At 41.7% G+C, this 19,442-nt stretch carries 16 protein-coding genes; 13 read left to right on the top strand and 3 right to left on the bottom strand.

The annotated features are described in order from the left end of the window. From IEY48_RS18750 to IEY48_RS18715, 8 genes are all read left to right on the top strand, one after another. Nucleotides 1-332 (top strand): transposase (locus tag IEY48_RS18750; RefSeq protein WP_188923043.1); only part of this gene is annotated, 332 nt, incomplete at its 5' end. Between the two features lie 550 nt (nucleotides 333-882). Then, nucleotides 883-1,950: a pentapeptide repeat-containing protein gene (locus tag IEY48_RS18745; RefSeq protein WP_188923041.1), complete on the top strand. Its 1,068-nt coding sequence runs from the start codon at nucleotides 883-885 to the stop codon at nucleotides 1,948-1,950. A gap of 572 nt (nucleotides 1,951-2,522) precedes the next feature. After that, nucleotides 2,523-3,500 carry a transposase gene (locus IEY48_RS18740; protein WP_188923039.1) on the top strand — a complete coding sequence of 326 codons (978 nt, stop codon included), beginning with the start codon at nucleotides 2,523-2,525 and terminating at the stop codon, nucleotides 3,498-3,500. Nucleotides 3,501-4,410: 910 nt separating this feature from the next. Then, the gene (locus IEY48_RS18735) at nucleotides 4,411-5,580 is read left to right on the top strand and encodes an MFS transporter (protein ID WP_188923037.1); all 1,170 of its coding nucleotides are present in this window, start codon (nucleotides 4,411-4,413) and stop codon (nucleotides 5,578-5,580) included. A 1,032-nt stretch (nucleotides 5,581-6,612) separates the two neighbouring features. Next, on the top strand, nucleotides 6,613-7,815 hold the full coding sequence (zigA, locus tag IEY48_RS18730; protein ID WP_188923035.1) for a zinc metallochaperone GTPase ZigA: 1,203 nt from the start codon (nucleotides 6,613-6,615) through the stop codon (nucleotides 7,813-7,815). 1 nt (nucleotide 7,816) lies between these two features. Next, nucleotides 7,817-8,488 (top strand): DUF1826 domain-containing protein, encoded by a 672-nt coding sequence (locus IEY48_RS18725; RefSeq protein WP_188923033.1) that lies wholly within the window; start codon nucleotides 7,817-7,819, stop codon nucleotides 8,486-8,488. A gap of 39 nt (nucleotides 8,489-8,527) precedes the next feature. Beyond that, entirely contained in the window at nucleotides 8,528-9,094 is a 567-nt protein-coding gene (locus IEY48_RS18720) for a ZrgA family zinc uptake protein (RefSeq protein ID WP_188923031.1), read from the top strand. Between the two features lie 4 nt (nucleotides 9,095-9,098). After that, nucleotides 9,099-9,560 (top strand): Fur family transcriptional regulator, encoded by a 462-nt coding sequence (locus tag IEY48_RS18715; RefSeq protein ID WP_188923029.1) that lies wholly within the window; start codon nucleotides 9,099-9,101, stop codon nucleotides 9,558-9,560. A gap of 604 nt (nucleotides 9,561-10,164) precedes the next feature. Here the strand turns inward: IEY48_RS18715 and IEY48_RS18710 are convergent. Beyond that, entirely contained in the window at nucleotides 10,165-10,824 is a 660-nt protein-coding gene (locus IEY48_RS18710; protein WP_188923028.1) for a helix-turn-helix domain-containing protein, read from the bottom strand. After that, a complete protein-coding gene (locus tag IEY48_RS18705; protein ID WP_188923026.1) occupies nucleotides 10,794-11,099 on the bottom strand; it encodes a cupin domain-containing protein in 306 nt (101 codons plus the stop codon). Before IEY48_RS18705 ends, IEY48_RS18710 begins: the two co-directional genes overlap by 31 nt. Before the next feature lie 895 nt (nucleotides 11,100-11,994). Here IEY48_RS18705 and IEY48_RS18700 point away from each other — a divergent pair. The 3 genes from IEY48_RS18700 (at nucleotide 11,995) to IEY48_RS18690 (ending at nucleotide 14,396) form a co-directional block, all read left to right on the top strand. Then, a complete protein-coding gene (locus IEY48_RS18700; protein WP_188923024.1) occupies nucleotides 11,995-13,452 on the top strand; it encodes a catalase in 1,458 nt (485 codons plus the stop codon). 94 nt (nucleotides 13,453-13,546) lie between these two features. Continuing rightward, a complete protein-coding gene (locus tag IEY48_RS18695; RefSeq protein WP_188923022.1) occupies nucleotides 13,547-14,044 on the top strand; it encodes an ankyrin repeat domain-containing protein in 498 nt (165 codons plus the stop codon). A gap of 130 nt (nucleotides 14,045-14,174) precedes the next feature. Then, nucleotides 14,175-14,396, top strand: coding sequence for a penicillin-binding protein (locus tag IEY48_RS18690; protein WP_188923020.1), 222 nt, complete (start codon nucleotides 14,175-14,177; stop codon nucleotides 14,394-14,396). Nucleotides 14,397-14,470: 74 nt separating this feature from the next. Here the strand turns inward: IEY48_RS18690 and focA are convergent, their stop codons facing one another. Continuing rightward, nucleotides 14,471-16,069 (bottom strand): formate transporter FocA, encoded by a 1,599-nt coding sequence (gene focA / locus IEY48_RS18685; RefSeq protein WP_188923019.1) that lies wholly within the window; start codon nucleotides 16,067-16,069, stop codon nucleotides 14,471-14,473. 593 nt (nucleotides 16,070-16,662) lie between these two features. Here focA and IEY48_RS18680 point away from each other — a divergent pair. Beyond that, nucleotides 16,663-18,825, top strand: a complete 2,163-nt coding sequence (locus tag IEY48_RS18680; RefSeq protein WP_188923017.1) for a TonB-dependent receptor plug domain-containing protein — start codon at nucleotides 16,663-16,665, stop codon at nucleotides 18,823-18,825. Then, a complete protein-coding gene (locus IEY48_RS18675) occupies nucleotides 18,825-19,286 on the top strand; it encodes a TlpA family protein disulfide reductase (protein ID WP_188923015.1) in 462 nt (153 codons plus the stop codon). Before IEY48_RS18680 ends, IEY48_RS18675 begins: the two co-directional genes overlap by 1 nt. The last annotated feature ends 156 nt before the right edge of the window (nucleotides 19,287-19,442 follow it).

Genomic DNA, 19,442 nt, shown 5'->3' with positions numbered 1-19,442 from the left:
CTGCTAAAGAACTGGGTGTGTGGCTGGGGTTAACCCCAAAGCAATTTGCCTCTGGCCATCGAAGTGTCAATGGCAATATCACCAAGCGAGGCAACGGATATTTACGCAAACAGCTTATTCATGGTGTTAGAACCGTCGTCAGCCATGCAAGTAAAAAACAAGATGATTTAAACCTCTGGATAACACAGTTAAGAAGCCGAAAAAGCATCTGCAGTACGGTGGTAGCCACTGCTCATAGGCTCGCCAGACTGATATGGATTTTATTACAAAAACAAGTGCCTTATGCTCCGCAATATACTGCAAATCAAGGAGCAAGCCATGGTACTTGTTAACACGTTGTCGCTATCTTGCAGAGCTCGGTCTTGCCAAGGGTAGTTAACCCGACTGGGTGATATGAGCCGCAAGATAGCACATTAAACACTCACCAAGGTTGTTGTTAACGATGAAGAAATGGCTCAGTCCAACCAGTGCTAGCCCGAATAGGCCAAGGATAGGAAAAACCTAATCCGCATGGGTGTTTCATATTTTTAGGCGCAGTGGTACGGATTTCATTAGGGGCGCAGCTTGACTGTTAAGCCCGTATATATGGCAGTACAACCGCTTCTAGCGGTAAATGAGCAAATTAAAAGCAACGATAACAGTGAGAATGTTGTACAGTAAACTAAGGCCAAAAAGCCTTCGGTGAGCAGAGTATTGTCTTGACTCACCGGGAGCGTCCATATATGGCATTTTTCATCCGTGGTAATAGCTGATTCTGATGGTACTGAGATATGGTAGCCTTAACAAGGCGCTCTAAGCAGAAAACTACAGTCGGCCATCGCTTCGCGATTATAGCCAACTGTAGTATTCTGCTTAACTTAGCGTTAGGTCCAGGAGGGTTAAGTGGCAGTAGCAGAACACGTAGAAATGTTTAAAAAAGGCCCTCAAGTATGGAATGCTTGGAGATATGAAAATCCAGATGTTAGGCCTGACCTCTCTGATATAGATTTCGAGAAAGACGTTCATACTTATAAGTCAACCTATGACATGCCAGAATTTACTGGCTATAACCTGTCATATATGAATCTAAACCGGATAACTGCGAGGAATTCATATTTCATACGGTGTTTTTTAGCCGGTAGCGATCTACATTTTTCAGATCTTTGTTTTTCTTGCTTTCAAAATTGTAGTTTTGTAGGGGCTGGCCTTGCGGTCACAAAAATAGGTTCGGCTGAATTTCATGAATGTGATTTTACAAGCGCAGATCTTTCGTACTGTAGTGCGGAGGAAACGAATTTTTCAGGATCTAAATTTATTTCCACTAAATTAAGTAATATGAGTTTAGTCAAAACAGACTTTACAGATACCGTTATAAACGAAGCTAGGGTCTACGGTATATCGGCTTGGGATTTGATTTTAGACGGTAGCACGCAAAGCAATATCTTAATTGAAGAAGAAGGGACATCAATTACAGTTCCAACTATTGAAATGGCTCAATTTATTTCATTGTTAGTCAATAATTCAAAAATTAGGGATGTAATTGACACAATCACTTCTAAAGTTGTTTTGATTTTAGGTAGGTTTACAGAAGAACGAAAAGCGGTTCTTGATACCATTAAAACAGAATTGCAAGCTATAGGTTATCTGCCTGTACTTTTTGATTTTGAAGGTCCGAGTAATAGAGATGTAACCGAGACTATTATTACTTTGGCATCTCTAGCTAAGTTTGTTGTTGCTGATCTATCAAGCCCTAAAAGTATTCCACAGGAGCTTACTCAAATAATCCCAAACTTTCCCTCTTTACCAGTTCAACCTGTAATAGAAGAAACACAAAGAGAATATGGTATGTTTGAACATTTTAAGCACTATCCATGGGTTCTAGATCCGATTCAGTATTGTGAAAATAATATTCAAGCATTGGTTACAAAAGTTACCGAGAATTGTGAGAGTTATGTAGCAACTAGAACCTAATCGGGTAGCCGGAGGTATCTAGCCTCCAGCCCCCACACCACCTTGCATACAGCTCCGAAAAATTTAGTCGTCGGGTTAGAGTGAACTTTATTAAAAACAAATTTAAACAACAGTTTACGCAAAATGTTTATGTCCATCAATAAGTTGAATTTCGCTTGTAAATGTCCAAATTCAACTCTGAACTTGAGGCCGTTGAAGACTTTTTACAAGTGAATACGTGAGCTGGCATGAGTACAAAAGTACAAAAAAAACACCTGGATCCCGGCTAAAAAGCATTGCCGGGACGACGAGCAGGTTGCAACAGGCTTTTGGTCCGTGCAGGGTGGAACCTTGCGATCGTAATCGTTAGTGGCTGCAGGCCATAAAGTACAAAACAAACACCTGGACCCCGGCTCAAAGCATTGCCGGGACGACGAGCGGGTTGTTTGTCATGGTCAAGTTAAGAATTTAGTCGGAATTTAGTCGGGTCAGAGTAAACTTTGCAAAAATAGAATATGGCCACCCACTCCAAGTGGATAAATATCGAACAACCAACTAGACTTAGTTACTTTAACTCAGACAGGTAATCTAAGATGGCCAGACCAAGACAGACAATCGTTAGTCTAGAAGATACGCCTTACTATCACTGTTGCTCGCGTGTGGTGCGTAAAGCATTTCTATGTGGAATTGATAATTCAACAGGTGAGAACTTTGAGCATCGGCGTGAGTGGGTTGATTCACGCATTCTTGAGTTAGCGAATATCTTTGCTATTGATATCTGTGCTTTTGCCGTGATGAGTAATCACTTACATGTGGTGTTAAAGGTTGATGCTGACAAAGCAAAACAGTGGTCAGATAAAGAAGTGCTTATACAGTGGCACAAAGGCTTTAAGGGCACGTCACTTACACAAAAATACCTAAAAGAAGAAGACCTTAACTCATTTGAACTTCAAACGGTTAATGAATGCATTACCGAATACCGTAAGCGCTTAATTGATATCAGTTGGTTTATGCGTTCTTTAAGTGAGCCAATTGCTAGAATGGCCAACAAAGAAGATAAATGTACCGGAAGATTCTGGGAAGGGAGGTTTAAATCTCAAGCACTACTTGATGAAGCAGCAGTACTCGCTTGTATGGCTTATGTTGATTTAAACCCAGTCAGAGCTATGATAGCTGCAACTCCTGAAACCTCAGATTACACCAGTATTCAGCGCCGTATCAATTCAGCAATGAAAGGTGAACAACCTCCAGAGCTATTACCGTTTGTAGGCAATGAGCGACTCAATATGCCTAACGGGCTCATGTTCAGTGTGAAAGATTACATTGTACTGGTTGAAGATACCGGCCGGGTAATTCGAGAAGATAAGCGTGGCGCCATTAGCTCAAGCAGTCAGGATATTCTGAATAGACTCAATATCCCCGCAGAGAATTGGCTTAAAATCACCACAGAGTTTGGTGCATTATTTAAAGGCGCTGTAGGAGCATTACCCGCATTAACCGAATATTGTGAGCATTTAGACCGAAAACGACGACAAGGCGCTGCAAATTGTCAGCGCTGGCTGTGCGCTTAAGTCATCATCCCCAATCAAATTACAATTCTTCTTATACTTGATTGATATCAAGATTTTCTGTTGTGCAGAATTCTGGATATGACAGGTAAACCACTCATTTAACGTTAATATTTTAGTCATATCGATATAAATTGATGAGTTGAGTACATCAAGTATAACCCTCGCCAAAGCAATGAAAACGAGTTAAGTCACTTGCTCAAATAATGGGTGGCATTTTTCACGTTCTCGCCAAAGCAATGAAAACGAGTTAAGTCACTTGCTCAAATAATGGGTGGCATTTTTCACGTTGCATTTTTCACGTTCTTTTGAGTACATCAAGTATAACCCTCGCCAAAGCAATGAAAACGAGTTAAGTCACTTGCTCAAATAATGGGTGGCATTTTTCACGTTGCAAGTTAAGTCACTTGCTCAAATAATGGGTGGCATTTTTCACGTTCTCGCCAAAGCAATGAAAACGAGTTAAGTCACTTGCTCAAATAATGGGTGGCATTTTTCACGTTCTTTCACGCTTCACGTTCTTATGGGTGGCATTTTTCACGTTCTCTTATGGGTGGCATTTTTCACGTTCTTGACTCAAATTGCATCAGGACTCGGAGTATCTGTTGTGCCATATGCAATACGATATTTGCGCAGTGAGGGGTGTCGATTTATTAATCTTAAATCAATAGATGTGTGTATGCCGCTAGTCATGACATATAGCTTACATGCCCAATCCCGACCACACTTGCATGCTCGCGCTTAATCGAAAGCGAGGTTGATAAGATAATGCTAGGAATGAAATAAACGTCATCTATACGATTTTGGTATGGATTCTAAAGTAAATGATAATTTTTGTTATTTGAACACATATTCTAAAATTTGTTCATTCCGATTAAACATTAAAGTGATGAGCCAAATTTAAGGTGTGATGATGTCTAAAGCGACCACAACCCCTCTGACTACAGGACGCCTATTCCTTATGTCGAGCGCAGTTTCAGCAACTGCTGCTAACCTATATTACAACCAACCCATTCTTCCAAAAATTGGAGCAGAGCTTAGTTTAACAAGTGAGCAACTCGGTTCGGTTCCTGCTGCGGGTCAAATAGGTTATGCCGCTGCATTACTATTCTTATCTCCGTTGGGGGATACGCTACCGCGTAAACGTCTAATCGCAATCTTATCAGTGCTTTTGGTGTTTTCATCTTTGGTCGCATTTTCAGCATCCAGTTTGATTGTTCTGGTTGTAGCGTGTTTTGCTATTGGTTTAAGTGCCAATATTACCCAACAACTGATTCCATTTGCTGCATCACTCAGTACACCAGAAACGAAAGGGAAAGTTATCGGTACTCTAATGACTGGGTTGACTGTTGGTATTTTGCTGTCTCGTACACTTAGTGGTTTTGTTGGTGAACAGTTTGGTTGGCGTGCCGTATTTATGATGTCAGCAGGTATCGCTGCCATCTTTGGGATTATGCTTTATGTCTTTTTGCCAACTAACACTCCAACATCAAAGATCTCTTACCCTAAGCTTGTGGCGAGCATGGTGACACTGTTTAAGCAACACGCGACGTTACGTAACTCAGCTTTAACTGGTGCACTTTGGTTTGCTTCATTTAATGCTCTTTGGGCAACGCTTGCTCTTCATGTTAGTGAGTCACCGTTTAACTACAATACACAACAAGCGGGTATGTTTGGTGTTATTGCATTAGCTGGTGTCATAGGAGCAAAAGTTTCGGGCTCATTAGTGAGTAAATTTGGCTCTAGTAATATGATTAGTATGGCTTTGGCGATTATTGTTACTGGTTTTGTTATTTCTGGTCTTTTTGCTGACAGCTTAATTGGCTTAATAGTGGGTATTATTCTTATCGACCTTGGTGTGTTCAGCGCTCAAGTATCAAATCAGGTTCGAGTATTTTCCATTGATCCACAAGCTCAGAGTAGAATCAATGGTATCTATATGCTCGGCTATTATCTTGGTGGTGCATTCGGTTCATTTGCAGGTATTCAAGCATTTGAATTTACAGGTTGGGTAGGTGTTGTTGGCTTCAGTATTGTTGTTGTTACGTTGAGCTTTCTTGCTAACCGAGCAAGCACGAAATAGAGTTTGCTATCGATAGTCATTGTTGAACGTTATCCCTCATCATTATTAAAGTTGTCCTCATTTACAGAGACTTTATATGCTTAAAAATCCCCTGGGATAGGTTGAGGTTAAAAGCTCTATTAAAACAATGGTTTGCAGCTTTTCTTTGTTTGAGGGGGGAATTTTAATTTCTTTAAAATGTCCAAATTCTGATTGCATTGAAGGCTTTTTACAAGTGAATATGTGAGCTGGCATAAGTACAAAAGTACAAAACAAACACTGGATCCCGGCTAAAAAGCATTGCCGGGACGACGAGCGGGTTGTTTGTCATGGTCAAGTTAACAGGCTTTTTCAAATCAGAGTATCCATTTCTTAATTTAGTTGGGTCAGAGTAAACTTTACAAAAATTAAACTTTAACAACAGCTTACACAAATCGTTTGTGTCCATTAATAAGTTGAATTTCGCTTGTAAATGTCCAAATTCAACTCTGAAATTGAGATCGTTTCTAGACTCTTTACAAGTGAATACGTGAGCTGGCATAAGTACAAAAGTACAAAAGTACAAAAGTACAAAAGTACAAAACAAACACCTGGATCCCGGCTAAAAAGCATTGCCGGGACGACGAGCAGGTTTCAACAGGCTTTTGGTCCGTGCAGGATGGAACCTTGCGATCGTAATCGTTAGTGGCCGCAGGCCATAAATTACAAAAGTACAAAAGTACAAAAGTACAAAAGTACAAAACAAACACCTGGATCCAAGCTAAAAGCATTGCCGGGACGACGAGCGGGTTGTGTGTCATGGTCAAGTTAACAGGCTTTTCCAAATCAGAGTATCCATTTCTTTAAACACCTTAACTCAACGCCGAACCAGAGTGCTCAGAATGTATGCGAGCATGTAAAGCAGTGGTGAACCGCAAAAAACCAGATGACATAAATTAACTAGAAAACATAAATGATATGTTGTAACATCTCGCTAATTGCTATTCGAAACCAGCTATTTGAAACCCGTTTTCGATACCAGCTATTCAATACCCGTTATTCGAGATCATTATCATGACCCAAGTTAAAAAACTCCCTGTTACAGTGCTTTCTGGCTTTTTAGGTGCTGGTAAAACCACGGTGTTAAGCCATATTCTTAATAATCGTGAAGGCAAAAAAGTGGCTGTTATCGTTAATGATATGAGCGAAATTAACATTGATGCGTCGGTGGTTAAAAATGAGATATCTCTCAATCGCAGTGATGAAAAACTGATTGAAATGAGTAATGGCTGTATTTGCTGCACCTTACGTGAAGACCTGTTAGTAGAGGTGAGTCAGTTAGCAAAAGAGGGGCGATTTGATTATTTGATTATTGAATCAACTGGGATTTCTGAGCCTTTACCTGTCGCTGAAACATTCTCGTTTGCCGACGAAAATGGTGTGTCGCTGTCTGAGGTTGCCACCTTAGATACCATGGTGACGGTGGTTGATGCGGTGAATTTTTTAAAAGATTACGAAGAAGCGCAAGATTTACAGACAACCAGCGAGTCTTTGGGTGAAGAAGACGATCGGAGCATTACCGATTTACTCATTGATCAAGTTGAGTTTGCCGATGTGTTGCTGATCAGTAAAACCGACTTAGTTGATGAGACTGCGTTAAATAAGCTGACGGCGATTCTTAAGGTGCTTAATACCCGAGCGAAGATTATTCCGATTGCCGCAGGCAACATTAATATTGATGCGGTATTGAACACGGGCTTATTTAATTTTGAACAGGCTCAACAAGCACCCGGTTGGCTTAAAGAAATGCGTGGCGAGCACATTCCAGAAACCGAAGAATACGGCATCAGTAGCTTTAATTTTACTGCGAGGCGGCCTTTTCATCCGCAAAAATTTCATCACTTTCTTCACAACACCGAACCCTTTGGTAAGTTAGTGCGCTCTAAAGGTTACTTTTGGTTAGCCACTCAGCCACAGTTTGTTGGCCAGTGGAATCAAGCGGGTGGAATTGCTCACTATCATATTTCTGGCATGTTTTGGAAAGCTGTGCCCACTAAAGATTGGCCAACAGATGAAGAGTCGTTAGCGGCAATTAATGAGCAATGGCAGGAGCCGTTTGGCGACATGCGCCAGGAGTTAGTGTTTATTGGCCAGCAATTAGATAAAGCCGGCATGATCCAGGCGCTTAATGATTGCTTGTTATCTGATGACGAACTACTTAGAGGAAAAGACTATTGGCGCACGTTAAGTGACCCTTTTCCTCAATGGGAGGCTTAATATGCTTGCATCTGTCGAGACACTTAATGAAGACAATACGATGATCTGCCAGCCTGTGAGTGGGGAGTCGGTTGATGTATTTCCAGCTATTTATCAACAACAAACTAATATCGCCATTTGGCATCGTGAGATGCCTGAACAGTTAACATCGGCGGTTGACGAATTGTTGAAAACGTCGATTAAAAAGCAAGTTATTTTGAAAGTGTCTGAACAAGACGTGCACCAGCAGCTGTATGAAGCTTTTGAGCAAACGGATGCTGTAAAGGTACTTGCCGATGATATCGCGCAATTAGTGGGGATGTTTTGCTGTTTATTTGGAATTGAATATGCCGGACTGCGGTTAACGGTTTTAGAGCATGCAATGTGTCCGCGTTTTCATGTTGATCGCATTCCTTGTCGGTTGATCACCACTTATCAGGGGGCGGCGACTCAGTGGTTGCAGCATGACGGTTTAAATCGAACTAAATTAGGCGCAGGAAGCCAGGGTTTGCCTGATGAACAGTCTGGTTTGATGCCAGATGGTAGTCAAATCCAGCAACTTAATAGTGGTGATGTTGCATTGCTAAAAGGTGAAATGTGGGACGAACAACAAGGCGCAGGTTTGGTTCATCGTTCGCCACCTCTGGCAGAGGGTGAGTCTCGTTTATTGTTAACCTTAGACTTTATTCAATAAAGTGACACCTCGGTTTAGCCTGCTATAAAGGATGAGCAAATGAATGTTGGTTGTGTGGCGTTATGCATAACTTGCTTGAGTGCGGTGCTGCTTAGCTTGAGCAGCCCATTAGTTCATGCTGCAAATGTTCATACTCATGGCATGTCGACGATGACCATTGCGATTGATAACAACACTGTCGAGGTCACATTAACAACACCGACAGTTGACTTGGTGGGTTTTGAGCACACACTTAACGCTGAATCAGATAAGCGTGCGTTTGAGCAGATGAACACACAGCTTGGTCAGGTGGATGATTTGTTTGTGCTTAATGGTGGTGCCTGCCAATTGGTGTCTCACACTGTGGATGCAATGAGTGTTGAGCACTTAGATCACCATGATGCCATCGAAGAGCATCTAGATGAACATACTGCTCAACAATTACATAGCGATGTGACAGCGTATTATCGGTTTAATTGTGAAAAAATGTCTGAGCTTTCGAGCATTACTGTTACAGTATTTGCACTTTTTCCTCGTATTCACCAGATACGCTCTATGTGGATTACCGATACTCAACAAGGTGCGGTGACGCTGAGCGATAAAAACAACATGATTAGTTTGAGATAACGCAATGAATAACATCGACACTATTATTGAACATGCTGAACAAAATTGTAAAAGCCATGGTTCACGCCTAACCACAAAGCGAAAACAAGTTTTATCTTTGCTTGCTCAGACAGATAAGGCGTTGTCTGCGTACGATTTAATTGATTTATTTGTTAAAGAAAATGGCGAAAAAATTCCAGCAATGTCGGTGTATCGAATCCTTGATTTTTTAGAAGCTGAACATTTAGTCCATAAGCTTAAATTGGCTAATAAGTATATTGCTTGCTCGCACATCACCTGCAAGCATGAGCATGGTGTGCCACAGTTTTTAATTTGTAGTGTGTGTAATGCGGTAAAGGAAATTACCGTTAATAAATCAACGATTAATGAGCTTAACCAGAGCGTGGAACAAGCAGGTTTTAAATTAGTGAGCCCGCAGCTAGAAATCAATTGTATCTGTAATGAATGTTTAGCAACAGCGTCATAGCCCTCAAGATTTACTATCACTCAAAGACTGTATTATCGAGCAAAAGATAAAGGTTTAGCCAGCATGAGAGCCATACAAGCATTTACGGATAAATTTGCTATCACACTGTCATTTTTATGTGTTATCCACTGTATGTCATTGGCATCATCATGGTTATCTCTGTAATTGTCGCAGTCATTCCTTCGTTGAGTATGTCAAACCGCCAGCATTAGCGGCGAGCATACGATGCTTATGGCCTTAGGCATTTTAATGATTGCTCGACTATATTCGATTATTAATGAATTGGCGTGAGGGCTATTAACCAATCCAACCGAGTACAAGCCACCATAGATAGTTGATTGGCATTAAGAAAACGATAGTAAACAGTGCGAGCGGCAAACTGAGTTTTAACAGTTGCGATATCGGTTCATTTGGCATCTGCATCGCAAGAATTAATGGTGCGACCTGAATGTTCTAATCATTACGTTGCGTTTACCGCGATATATAGGTAAAAATTGTTGTTCGCTTGGAATATATTTTCGACTTAATGTCTTAGCTTGTTAAGACACTCAACGCGGGGATAATGGCACTTTTCGCAGGTCGCTATTATTAACGATTGCTAGGGTTACTTAGCGGTGGTTGGGTGTTTTTGTTGGTATTGCTGGCGAAATGCTATTGGGCTTATGCCTGTTTCTCGTTTAAAGAAACGTCCAAAATAGGAGGCATCTTCAAAGTTTAAGCTGTAACCAATTTCTGCCACTGTGGCATCGCTATGCACAAGTGAGCGTTTGGCTTCTAGGATCAGTTTTTCTCTGATCATCCTGCCAGGGGCTGATCCCGTGACGGCTTTAACGGTGTCTTTGAGGTGACTGGTGCTGACGCCAATTCTACTGGCGTACTCTTGCACTGAGTGCTCTTGGGTAAAGTGTTCAGAGACTAACTGCTTAAATTGTCGCACTAAGGGTGACAATATCGCCGAACATTCGCTGGGATGTTCAATCATATATAGGCGGTGAAGTTTGGTGAGCAAGATATGTAAATAAGCCCTTAAAACCGAAAGGCTTCTGTCTTTGTCGCGGTAAAACTCATCGGCTATTGCCTCAAAAAGCCCATTAATCATTGTGAAGTGCTCTTTATCGAGCGGTAAGTGCGGGCTATCTCCAACATAATTAAACACAGAAAAGTCATGTGTTCTGACGACCTTTGATGATGGAAAGCCTAAGAACTCCTCCGGGATCAGTAAAATATAACCTTTTAATGGTTTGCTGAGTTGCCAGTAATGCACTTGTTCTTTTGATAAAAAAACAGAGTGGGCGCCGCAACAGGGTAGGCAACAAAATCAATGGTATGGGGTCCTTCGCCTTCTGAAATGTATAACACTTGATAGCAATTGTGGCGATGGGGATAGTTTGCTTGCGCTATGTCTTGCATTAACTCAAATTTAGCCAGTACGAAAGGCATTTGGGGATCGAGTGACAGATGCGAGGTCTCATCTGGATGCTTAATGTAATGAATGGCTTCATCGTAATGATGGGTTGGTATATCACTCTTTTTTGCCATGAGCATCCATCCTTACTGAGCGATATCAATTAACTATACCGCTTTAATGAACTATATAGCTTTTAAAATTAACATCATTGTTACAGCGCTTCAATCTAAAGCCGCGAGTTATCATTTGTTGGTTAAATCCTTCCGTATGCGTTTATTGTTGCTCGTTACTGTACTGTGGTTTTTATCGTGTCTAGATTGCTTGGGAAATAACGGCAAAATTTGTTTTTTACCTTGTATAACAATGGAATAATCTAACGCAACATCTGTTTTGAAAGCCTCTAACCGTTCAACTTTCCCTTCAATATCCCAGTGCTGAACCCCACCGCTCTCATGGTGGAGCAAAATGTTACCAAAAAGTGTACAAAAATCACGCTACATTAACTCAATAAATTTTTGTAAAAGACAGTCTTAGTCAGTCCAATTTTACTTGCTAAATACCTTTCTGGAGGAGTATTCTTTTAAAATATACCTTTCTGGAAAGATAAATGTTTGTTGGGGCTGTTAAACACAGTCGAGGGTATTTTCCACTTGATGATATTGATCAAATGTATACCAATCTTTCATGGGGATATTCTTATTTTAACGCTGGGAACCAATATACACATTGTGATGCTATCTATTTAAGCTCTTTTGACGAGCATACGCTTTCTGAATTAGCCGTATTGGGTATACCAATTTTTAATGTCTGCCATAACGGATAGATGATTAACCGTGATTGACAATGCGATATTTTGACTGAGTGCTTTCATTTTTTATTTAAACCTTGATAGCCAAGCAAATAATGTCACCACTAGAAAATGAAACAGCTCAAACTCTGCCAAACATTCAAGTAGTTAGCAATTTTGATATGTTTTATCAATCACTAACCTTTAACAACATACCGACTAAGTAAGTGGAGTAAAGAATGACAAATCAAAATAAACTGACTACAAGTAACGGCGCGCCTGTCGTTGATAATCAAAATGTTCAAACTGCGGGGCCTCGTGGTCCAATGTTATTGCAAGATGCGTGGTTTCTAGAGAAGCTGGCCCATTTTGATAGAGAAGTGATCCCTGAAAGACGTATGCATGCGAAAGGTTCTGGCGCATATGGTACTTTCACAGTTACTCATGATATTACGCAATATACCAAAGCAAAAATCTTCTCTGAAGTCGGCAAAAAAACCGAGATGTTTTGGCGTTTCTCTACCGTTGCTGGCGAACGTGGTGCTGCCGATGCTGAACGTGATATTCGCGGATTTGCAATGAAATTCTATACCGAAGAAGGTAACTGGGATCTTGTTGGTAACAACACACCGGTATTCTTCCTTCGTGATCCGCTAAAATTTCCAGATTTAAACCATGCCGTTAAACGTGATCCTCGTACTAACATGCGTTGTGCAAATACTAACTGGGATTTTTGGTCAATGTTGCCTGAGGCGCTACACCAAGTCACAGTGGTCATGAGTGATCGTGGTATTCCTCGTACTTATCGCCATATGAATGGTTTTGGTAGCCATACATTTAGTTTTCTTAATGCTGATAATGAACGTTTTTGGGTTAAATTCCATCTAAAAACTCAGCAAGGTATTGAAAACTTAACCGATCAAGAAGCTGAAGAGTTGGTGGGTAAAAATCGCGAAAGCCATCAACAAGATCTTTATGAGTCTATTGAAAAAGGCGACTTCCCTAAATGGGATCTAAAAGTGCAAATCATGTCTGAAAAAGACGCATTAAGTTATCGTTTTCATCCATTCGATTTAACCAAAGTGTGGCCACATGCTGATTATCCGTTAATTGATGTTGGGGTGATGGAGCTAAATCGTAACCCTGATAATTATTTTGCCGAAGTCGAACAAGCCGCATTTAACCCTGCCAATATTGTTCCTGGGATTGGTTTCTCACCAGATAAAATGTTGCAAGGACGATTATTTTCATACGGTGATGCGCAGCGCTATCGTTTGGGTGTTAACCATGTGCATATTCCCGTTAACCAACCTCGATGCCCGGTAAACTCGTATCATAGAGATGGTTTCATGCGCGTTGATGGCAATTACGGTAGCACCAAAGGCTATGAGCCTAACAGCTTAGGATTGTGGCAACAGCAGCCTGAACATAATGAGCCACCATTGCACCTGCAAGGTGATGCTTATAACTGGGATTTCCGCGAAGATGACAGTGATTACTATACTCAGCCTGGTAACTTGTTTAATTTAATGACTGCAGAACAACAGCAAGTGTTATTTGACAATACAGCACGAAGTATTGCTCCTGCATCATTAGAGGTTAAGCATCGTCATATTGTGAATTGTTATAAAGCTGAACCAGCTTATGGCACAGGCGTTGCGGTGGCGTTAGGGCTAGACATCACAGAAATCGTGTAATTCACCACTACAGTAATGCAGGCCTATGATGCGTCGATATAGGCCTGCTTTTTATATTTATGTCATTGAGTATAAACGCTATTAAAGGCATTTTATGACAGCTTGGAAAGAGTATAAAAAAACCTATCGTGCAGAAGCTGATATTTTTGATTTTGCGCGAGTTGGCGATCTTAGAGGCCTAGCAAACATGCTGTCTCAGCATGGTGAGTTAGATGTTGATGCTAAAAATAATCGCGGTTATTCAGCATTAATGTTGGCGGTTTATAATAGTGAAAACGACTTTTGTGAAACCTTATTAAGATGCGGTGCCAATGTTGACTCAACAGATGCTGTTGGCAACACAGTGCTAATGGCCGCAGCGTATAAAGGTAACCTTGATATATTAAAATTGCTGTTGGAATACGGCGCAAGCTTAACACTTAAAAACAAAACCAATATGGATGTAAGAGATTGGGCTTCTATGTTTGGTCGCAAAGAAATCTTACAATACCTTGATAGCGTTTATCCTAGCAACACCGCCCCATCCCAATTAACCAACATCGCCAGGTTTTTAAAGCTTGGGTTTTGTTTGCTTTTTAGCAAGCTAAAATAGTTACCGCCGCTGGTGGTCTGTGTAAAAGATCAGTCCATCTGTAACAGCTGAGTCAGCCGAATGACTTGTATTGATATATTCTTTGGGTAAACATATTGGCTGTATATGGTTTAACATCAAGGAGTGTGATATGAGTGACAAAATGAGTGAGTCTGCATTGCAGGCATTGAAAATTGCGTTTACTTACATGCCTAAAGCAATTGAAGTCACTAAGTATGAATATGGCGATGACTACCAAAAAATATTAGATCATATTGAAACCGTCAGGGAAATGTTATTGATCAATGATGTCGACCCAGAAGAGGTTTACGGCGACATTAACCCTGAAAGCACACCTAATTCAACGTATTGATAAAACGTAACAAGCTATGGTTTTACCCTATGGCTTAACCATAGCTTGTTAACAAACTCTCAAGTAACCACTATTTACGCCACAGACTGCTCAACAGGATGGGCGTTACCGTCATGTTGTGGATGATACAGCTTAGCAAACATCTGCATAAGTGATTCGCGGCGAATAACCCCACATAAGCGGCCGTTTTCAACGACAGGGTAAACACTAGGAACCGCTGCTGAGGCTTCACGTAGGCGCTCTTCATAACTCTGATAACCGCCGCTGATATACATGCCTGAGTCGGTTACTGGGAAAAGCTTCTTCTTATCGACCACCATAAACTCAAGCAACTGGGCGACTTTTTCCGTTGGTGCTACGGTGAGCATTTTAGTTTGCATCACCTCTTTTACTGTTGTGGGTAAGCTGGCGGCAAATTCTTCTGACCATAACGAGCGCAGTAGATCTTGCTCTGAAACAAAGCCCAATAACATATTATTTTGGTCAACTACTGGCGCACTGCGAATGCTTTGTGCGGCGAGTAAATCTAGCGCCTGATAAATCGTGTTATCAACGTTAAGTGTGCCAGGGTTAGTGTCCATTAATTCGCTAACGATAAGTTTGTCAATTTTGGTTTTCATGGTTAAGTCCTTATGACTTGAATGAGAGTGAGTTGATGTAATAGTTGAAGACTGAAACTGTGCTGATGCCGATAAATGTTGTGGCTGTTGCTGCACGTTAGTTCCGTCATGTTGGCGAGTGTGGCCTTGCTCAATAGGGCTAATGTGCAGTTGTGCAACGTGATTGCTGCTTGGGTTGCGATCGTTAATCCAAAAATACCCAAGGCCCACAAATACTGCGCCGCCAACAATGTTGCCTAGGGTGACCGGAATTAAGTTATGCACGATAAAATTGCTAATGGTGAGGTCAGCAAATGCTTGTGGAACCACGCCGAGTGCCATGAAGTATTCGCTACCTATAAAGTGCTCAATAGAAATCCCCAGTGGCACCATAAATAGGTTTGCAATGCTATGTTCAAAGCCGCTTGATACAAACATCGCCACTGGCAATATCAATAATATTGATTTGGCTAAGGCGTCTTTGCAGCTAAAGGTCATCCACACTCCTAGGCACACCAACAAATTACACAAGGTGCCTAGCGCAAAGGCCTGGCTCCAATCATGGTGAATTTTATGTTGTGCGACATGTAAGGCGTTGAGACCCCAAGCGCTGCCGTTTAGGTCATACATCTTAGACATCATCACTAATAGCAATATCAACATTGCGCCACAAAGGTTGCCTAAATACACCCTTGTCCAACAACCTAATAATTGTTTGGTGGTGACGCGTTTTTGCGCCCAGGCAATTGCGCTTAATACGGTGCTGGTAAACAGTTCTCCTCCGAGTACCACAACCAGAATTAAGCCTAAACTAAACGCGATACCCCCGCTAAACCGCACCAACCCCCACGAACCAGGTGCAGCACCTGTGGTCACGGTGAGATAAAACACAAAGGCCAGTGCAATGAAGGCGCCAGCAAATACTGATAAGCCAAACGACTGTGCAATATGCTTTGTCACTTTGGCGTGTCCGTATTCAGCGGCTTTTTCAAATGGGCTCATTGCTGCCGAGCTATCTACAATTGCAAGGTGGCTAACAGGTCGAGTCGCCTCGTGGGCGTCAAACTGTTTCATGACGTGCCCCGTAAAGTGTTACAGGCTCCCAATCGTGGCGTGACTCGATTGTTGCTTACATACATTGATAACTCCTTAATGTGCTTTCTAAACGTTGGATTTATATTCAGAATACACATTAAAATCATAAATAATATTGAGTCTTTATTAAGCTAAGTATCAATTAAATTGATATAAATTTGGACGGAAACCGGCCTTTTTTGCCCTTTTTAGATAGAAATAAGCCTAGAAAGGCAAATTGGTAGGTTGTTTTATGAGCAGTCGTGCGGAAATGGCTTAATGTGTCATTACGTGAATACAGAGGGTGATTGAGAGTATCAATTTTGTCGATATGGGTGCGTAAATGGCTATAAACAATGATCTAGATACAGTCGGAAGAGGTCGCAAATTATTGTTAAATAGCTATTTATTGTTTAAGTGCGAATGATTGCTACAGGCTAGTAACATTGACCCATTTTGTGTTTGGTATTCATAAAACAAGTAATGTTAGTTTTAGTTAAATGTCAAAAACATGATCTAGCTCAATTGATAATCGCTCTCATTACCATTACCATTACCATTCGCTCATAATATATCCCATGGAGATAAACAGAGTGAAGCCAACGTACATAGCAGCAGTATTAGCCGTAATTCTTAGTCCGCAATTTGTATTGGCTGAAGAGTCCTCTACTCCCGATGTGGAAAATATTGAACGTGTAAGTGTGATGGGGGTAAGGCAAAGACTTGAGCAAGCCGGAACTTTAGCTAACACCATCATGAAAACCGAAGTGATAAGCGCTGGCACTATCGAAAATAAAAATGCCGTTAACTTATCAGAAGCTATTGATAACTCTCCAGGTGTAAAAGTTTCTAACGAATGCTCTATGTGTGGCGTAAAACGCATCATGCTCAATGGCATGAAAGGTGAGCAAACAACCATTCTGGTTGATGGCTTACCGGTACACACTATGATTTCTGGTTATTATGCTGTTGATGCGATTCCGACGACCGGCATAGACCGCATTGAAGTGGCCCGCGGTGCAGGTGCGTCATTAATTGCCCCAGAGGCCATTGGCGGTACAGTCAACATTATTAGTTATGAACCCACTGATAACGGCGCAGAATTTGATGTGTCAGTTGGTGAAAATGGCTACAAAAAGATGGGTTTCTTAGGTAAAGGTGTTAGTGAAGATGGCCGCACACGCGCCACTTTAGTTGCCCAATATGATGATAGAGACCAGTATGACGCTGACGACAATGGCGTGAATGAATCTCCACAACAAGAAAACCGCAGCCTTACCGCAAGAGTGTCACACGATGTAACCGACACCGACAACATTGTACTGCGCATTGCCAATATTCAATCTGAAATTTTTGGCGGCCCAATGTTAGATGGTACTTATGCTGATGGTCTTGCAAGCTCTACTGGCACGGTGTTATCAGGTTATGACGACGATGCTACCGCGGCTCAAGCATTATTTGAAGACGGTGACGTGCGCAATGACTTTACTGGTAAAGCCTGGGAAACGTCTGAGTGGATTAAAACCGATCGTAACGAAGCCTCATTAACTTGGTTAAGAGAGTTAAATGACGAATGGAATATGCACTTAGCGACCAGTTATGCAGAGCATGACCAAGACTCTTTTTACGAAGGCTTTGATTACACCGCCAATGACGTGATGTGGTTCTTTGATGCACGTTTTAACTATTTACTTAACGACAGCCAATTACTGACTTTTGGTATGGACCACCGTACTGAAGAAATGCGTTCAAACTCTCGCTCTGGCAGTGCAAACCCTGATTATGTTTCAGATTCATTTGATTATGATGTGACGGGGATTTATGTCCAGGATACTTGGCAAGTCACAGATGAACTTGAAGTTGCAATGGCATTACGCTACGACAACGTTGTCGCCGACTTTATAGACCCTAACAAACCAGGAACAGAGCTTGACGAGTCAATTCTCTCTCCTCGAGTCGATATTCGTTTACGTCACAACGATGAGTGGGTGTCGCGTTTATCAGCCGGACGTGGGTACCGTGCGCCGTTATCATTCTTTGAAACAGACCATGGTATTTTAGATGGCTCACTGGGTTTTGATATTGATATTGACGAATTAGAGCGTTCAAACTCAGTTAACTACGCCTTGAGTTATGAAGGTGACAGACTGACTTCTACGGCCTCACTTGCGTGGACCGAAGTTGAAAACTTGGCGCAATTAACCACCAATGACCAAGGTATTCCACTGCTGACTCAACTTGATGAAAAAGCCAGTGTTGTCACCACTGACATCGCATTAGGGTATCGTTTAACTGACGACCTAACCTTGAACCTAACCGGTGAAATGTTCGATTATGACTCAGTATTTCAATCATCTTATGCTGTAGCGCCAATAGAAGAGCGTATTACATTATCTGCCGATTGGGACATCAATGGATGGGACTTCTTCGCCAATGTGGTGTGGGTAGGCAGCCGTGACTTATCTGACTATGGCTACGAAGGCTATAACCGACTACTGAGCACTGGTGAAGTTGACCCTGACTCTGAAAAGAGCACCGATGCACCGTCTTACTTTACTGTTGATTTGCGCGTCAGTTATGAGCTTAACGACTACCTTTCACTTTATAGCGGTGTGACTAACCTACTTGATTACACCCAAGCAGGTGATGAAGATACTCCGTTATTTTATGATGCAGACGGCGCTTATGATGTGGGCTATATCTATGGGCCACTTCGCGGTAGAGAAATCTACGCTGGCATGAAGTACACATTCTAATGTTACGTCTAGCCTGTTTAATAATACTGTTATGCGCCGCGCCTTTATCGGCGGCGCAGCTAACGGTTGATTACCAATTTAAAGACTTGCGCGGGCAAACTACCAGTAATCTTGCGCATTTACATGGTAAACCGGTCGCGATGATGTTTTTTGAGCCTGAATGTCCGTGGTGTATCAAGCAGGCAAAAGTGCTCAAGAAGCTACATCAAGAATGCGAGCAACAGCTGCATCCGGTTGCACTAGGTATTAACGGCGATAATGTGAGGTTAAAACGCGCTCTGTTTCGGCTTAATTTTCCGTTTGAAGCCTACCGGCCGCCCTCGGATTTAGTGCAAGATATGGGCGGGATCCCAGCTACACCCATTTTACTTTTGTTAGATGAAAATGGCGTGCTTATTAAAGGGTATCGCGGCTATACCGCCATGGGTGAACTTAAAGCGCAACTTTGTCCAACCGTATAATGAACTCTAGTTAAAGGCACTCACAAGTGCCTTAATTAGATGGTCCGCCTCACCCCTAAGCTAAGCTAAACTTAGGGTAGGCTAATCAAAGAGGCGAACCATCATGTCTACTATTAAAGTAATTGGGATCGATTTAGGCAAATCTTCTTTTCATCT

Origin of the sequence: Shewanella saliphila (genome assembly GCF_014648295.1) — a bacterium.
Taxonomy (GTDB): Bacteria; Pseudomonadota; Gammaproteobacteria; order Enterobacterales; family Shewanellaceae; genus Shewanella; species Shewanella saliphila.
The sequence above is the reverse complement of the archived record's forward strand: the minus strand, read 5'-3'. Positions and strand labels throughout refer to the sequence as shown.

Excerpts from the sequence above, each read along its gene's own strand:
- IEY48_RS18695 (WP_188923022.1), top strand. The coding sequence starts at position 13,547 with ATGACAGCTTGGAAAGAGTATAAAAAAACCTATCGTGCAGAAGCTGAT.
- IEY48_RS18705 (WP_188923026.1), bottom strand. The coding sequence starts at position 11,099 with ATGGCAAAAAAGAGTGATATACCAACCCATCATTACGATGAAGCCATT.
- IEY48_RS18740 (WP_188923039.1), top strand. The coding sequence starts at position 2,523 with ATGGCCAGACCAAGACAGACAATCGTTAGTCTAGAAGATACGCCTTAC.
- IEY48_RS18715 (WP_188923029.1), top strand. The coding sequence starts at position 9,099 with ATGAATAACATCGACACTATTATTGAACATGCTGAACAAAATTGTAAA.
- focA (WP_188923019.1), bottom strand. The coding sequence starts at position 16,069 with ATGAAACAGTTTGACGCCCACGAGGCGACTCGACCTGTTAGCCACCTT.
- IEY48_RS18700 (WP_188923024.1), top strand. The coding sequence starts at position 11,995 with ATGACAAATCAAAATAAACTGACTACAAGTAACGGCGCGCCTGTCGTT.
- IEY48_RS18735 (WP_188923037.1), top strand. The coding sequence starts at position 4,411 with ATGTCTAAAGCGACCACAACCCCTCTGACTACAGGACGCCTATTCCTT.
- IEY48_RS18675 (WP_188923015.1), top strand. The coding sequence starts at position 18,825 with ATGTTACGTCTAGCCTGTTTAATAATACTGTTATGCGCCGCGCCTTTA.
- IEY48_RS18720 (WP_188923031.1), top strand. The coding sequence starts at position 8,528 with ATGAATGTTGGTTGTGTGGCGTTATGCATAACTTGCTTGAGTGCGGTG.
- zigA (WP_188923035.1), top strand. The coding sequence starts at position 6,613 with ATGACCCAAGTTAAAAAACTCCCTGTTACAGTGCTTTCTGGCTTTTTA.
- IEY48_RS18725 (WP_188923033.1), top strand. The coding sequence starts at position 7,817 with ATGCTTGCATCTGTCGAGACACTTAATGAAGACAATACGATGATCTGC.
- IEY48_RS18690 (WP_188923020.1), top strand. The coding sequence starts at position 14,175 with ATGAGTGACAAAATGAGTGAGTCTGCATTGCAGGCATTGAAAATTGCG.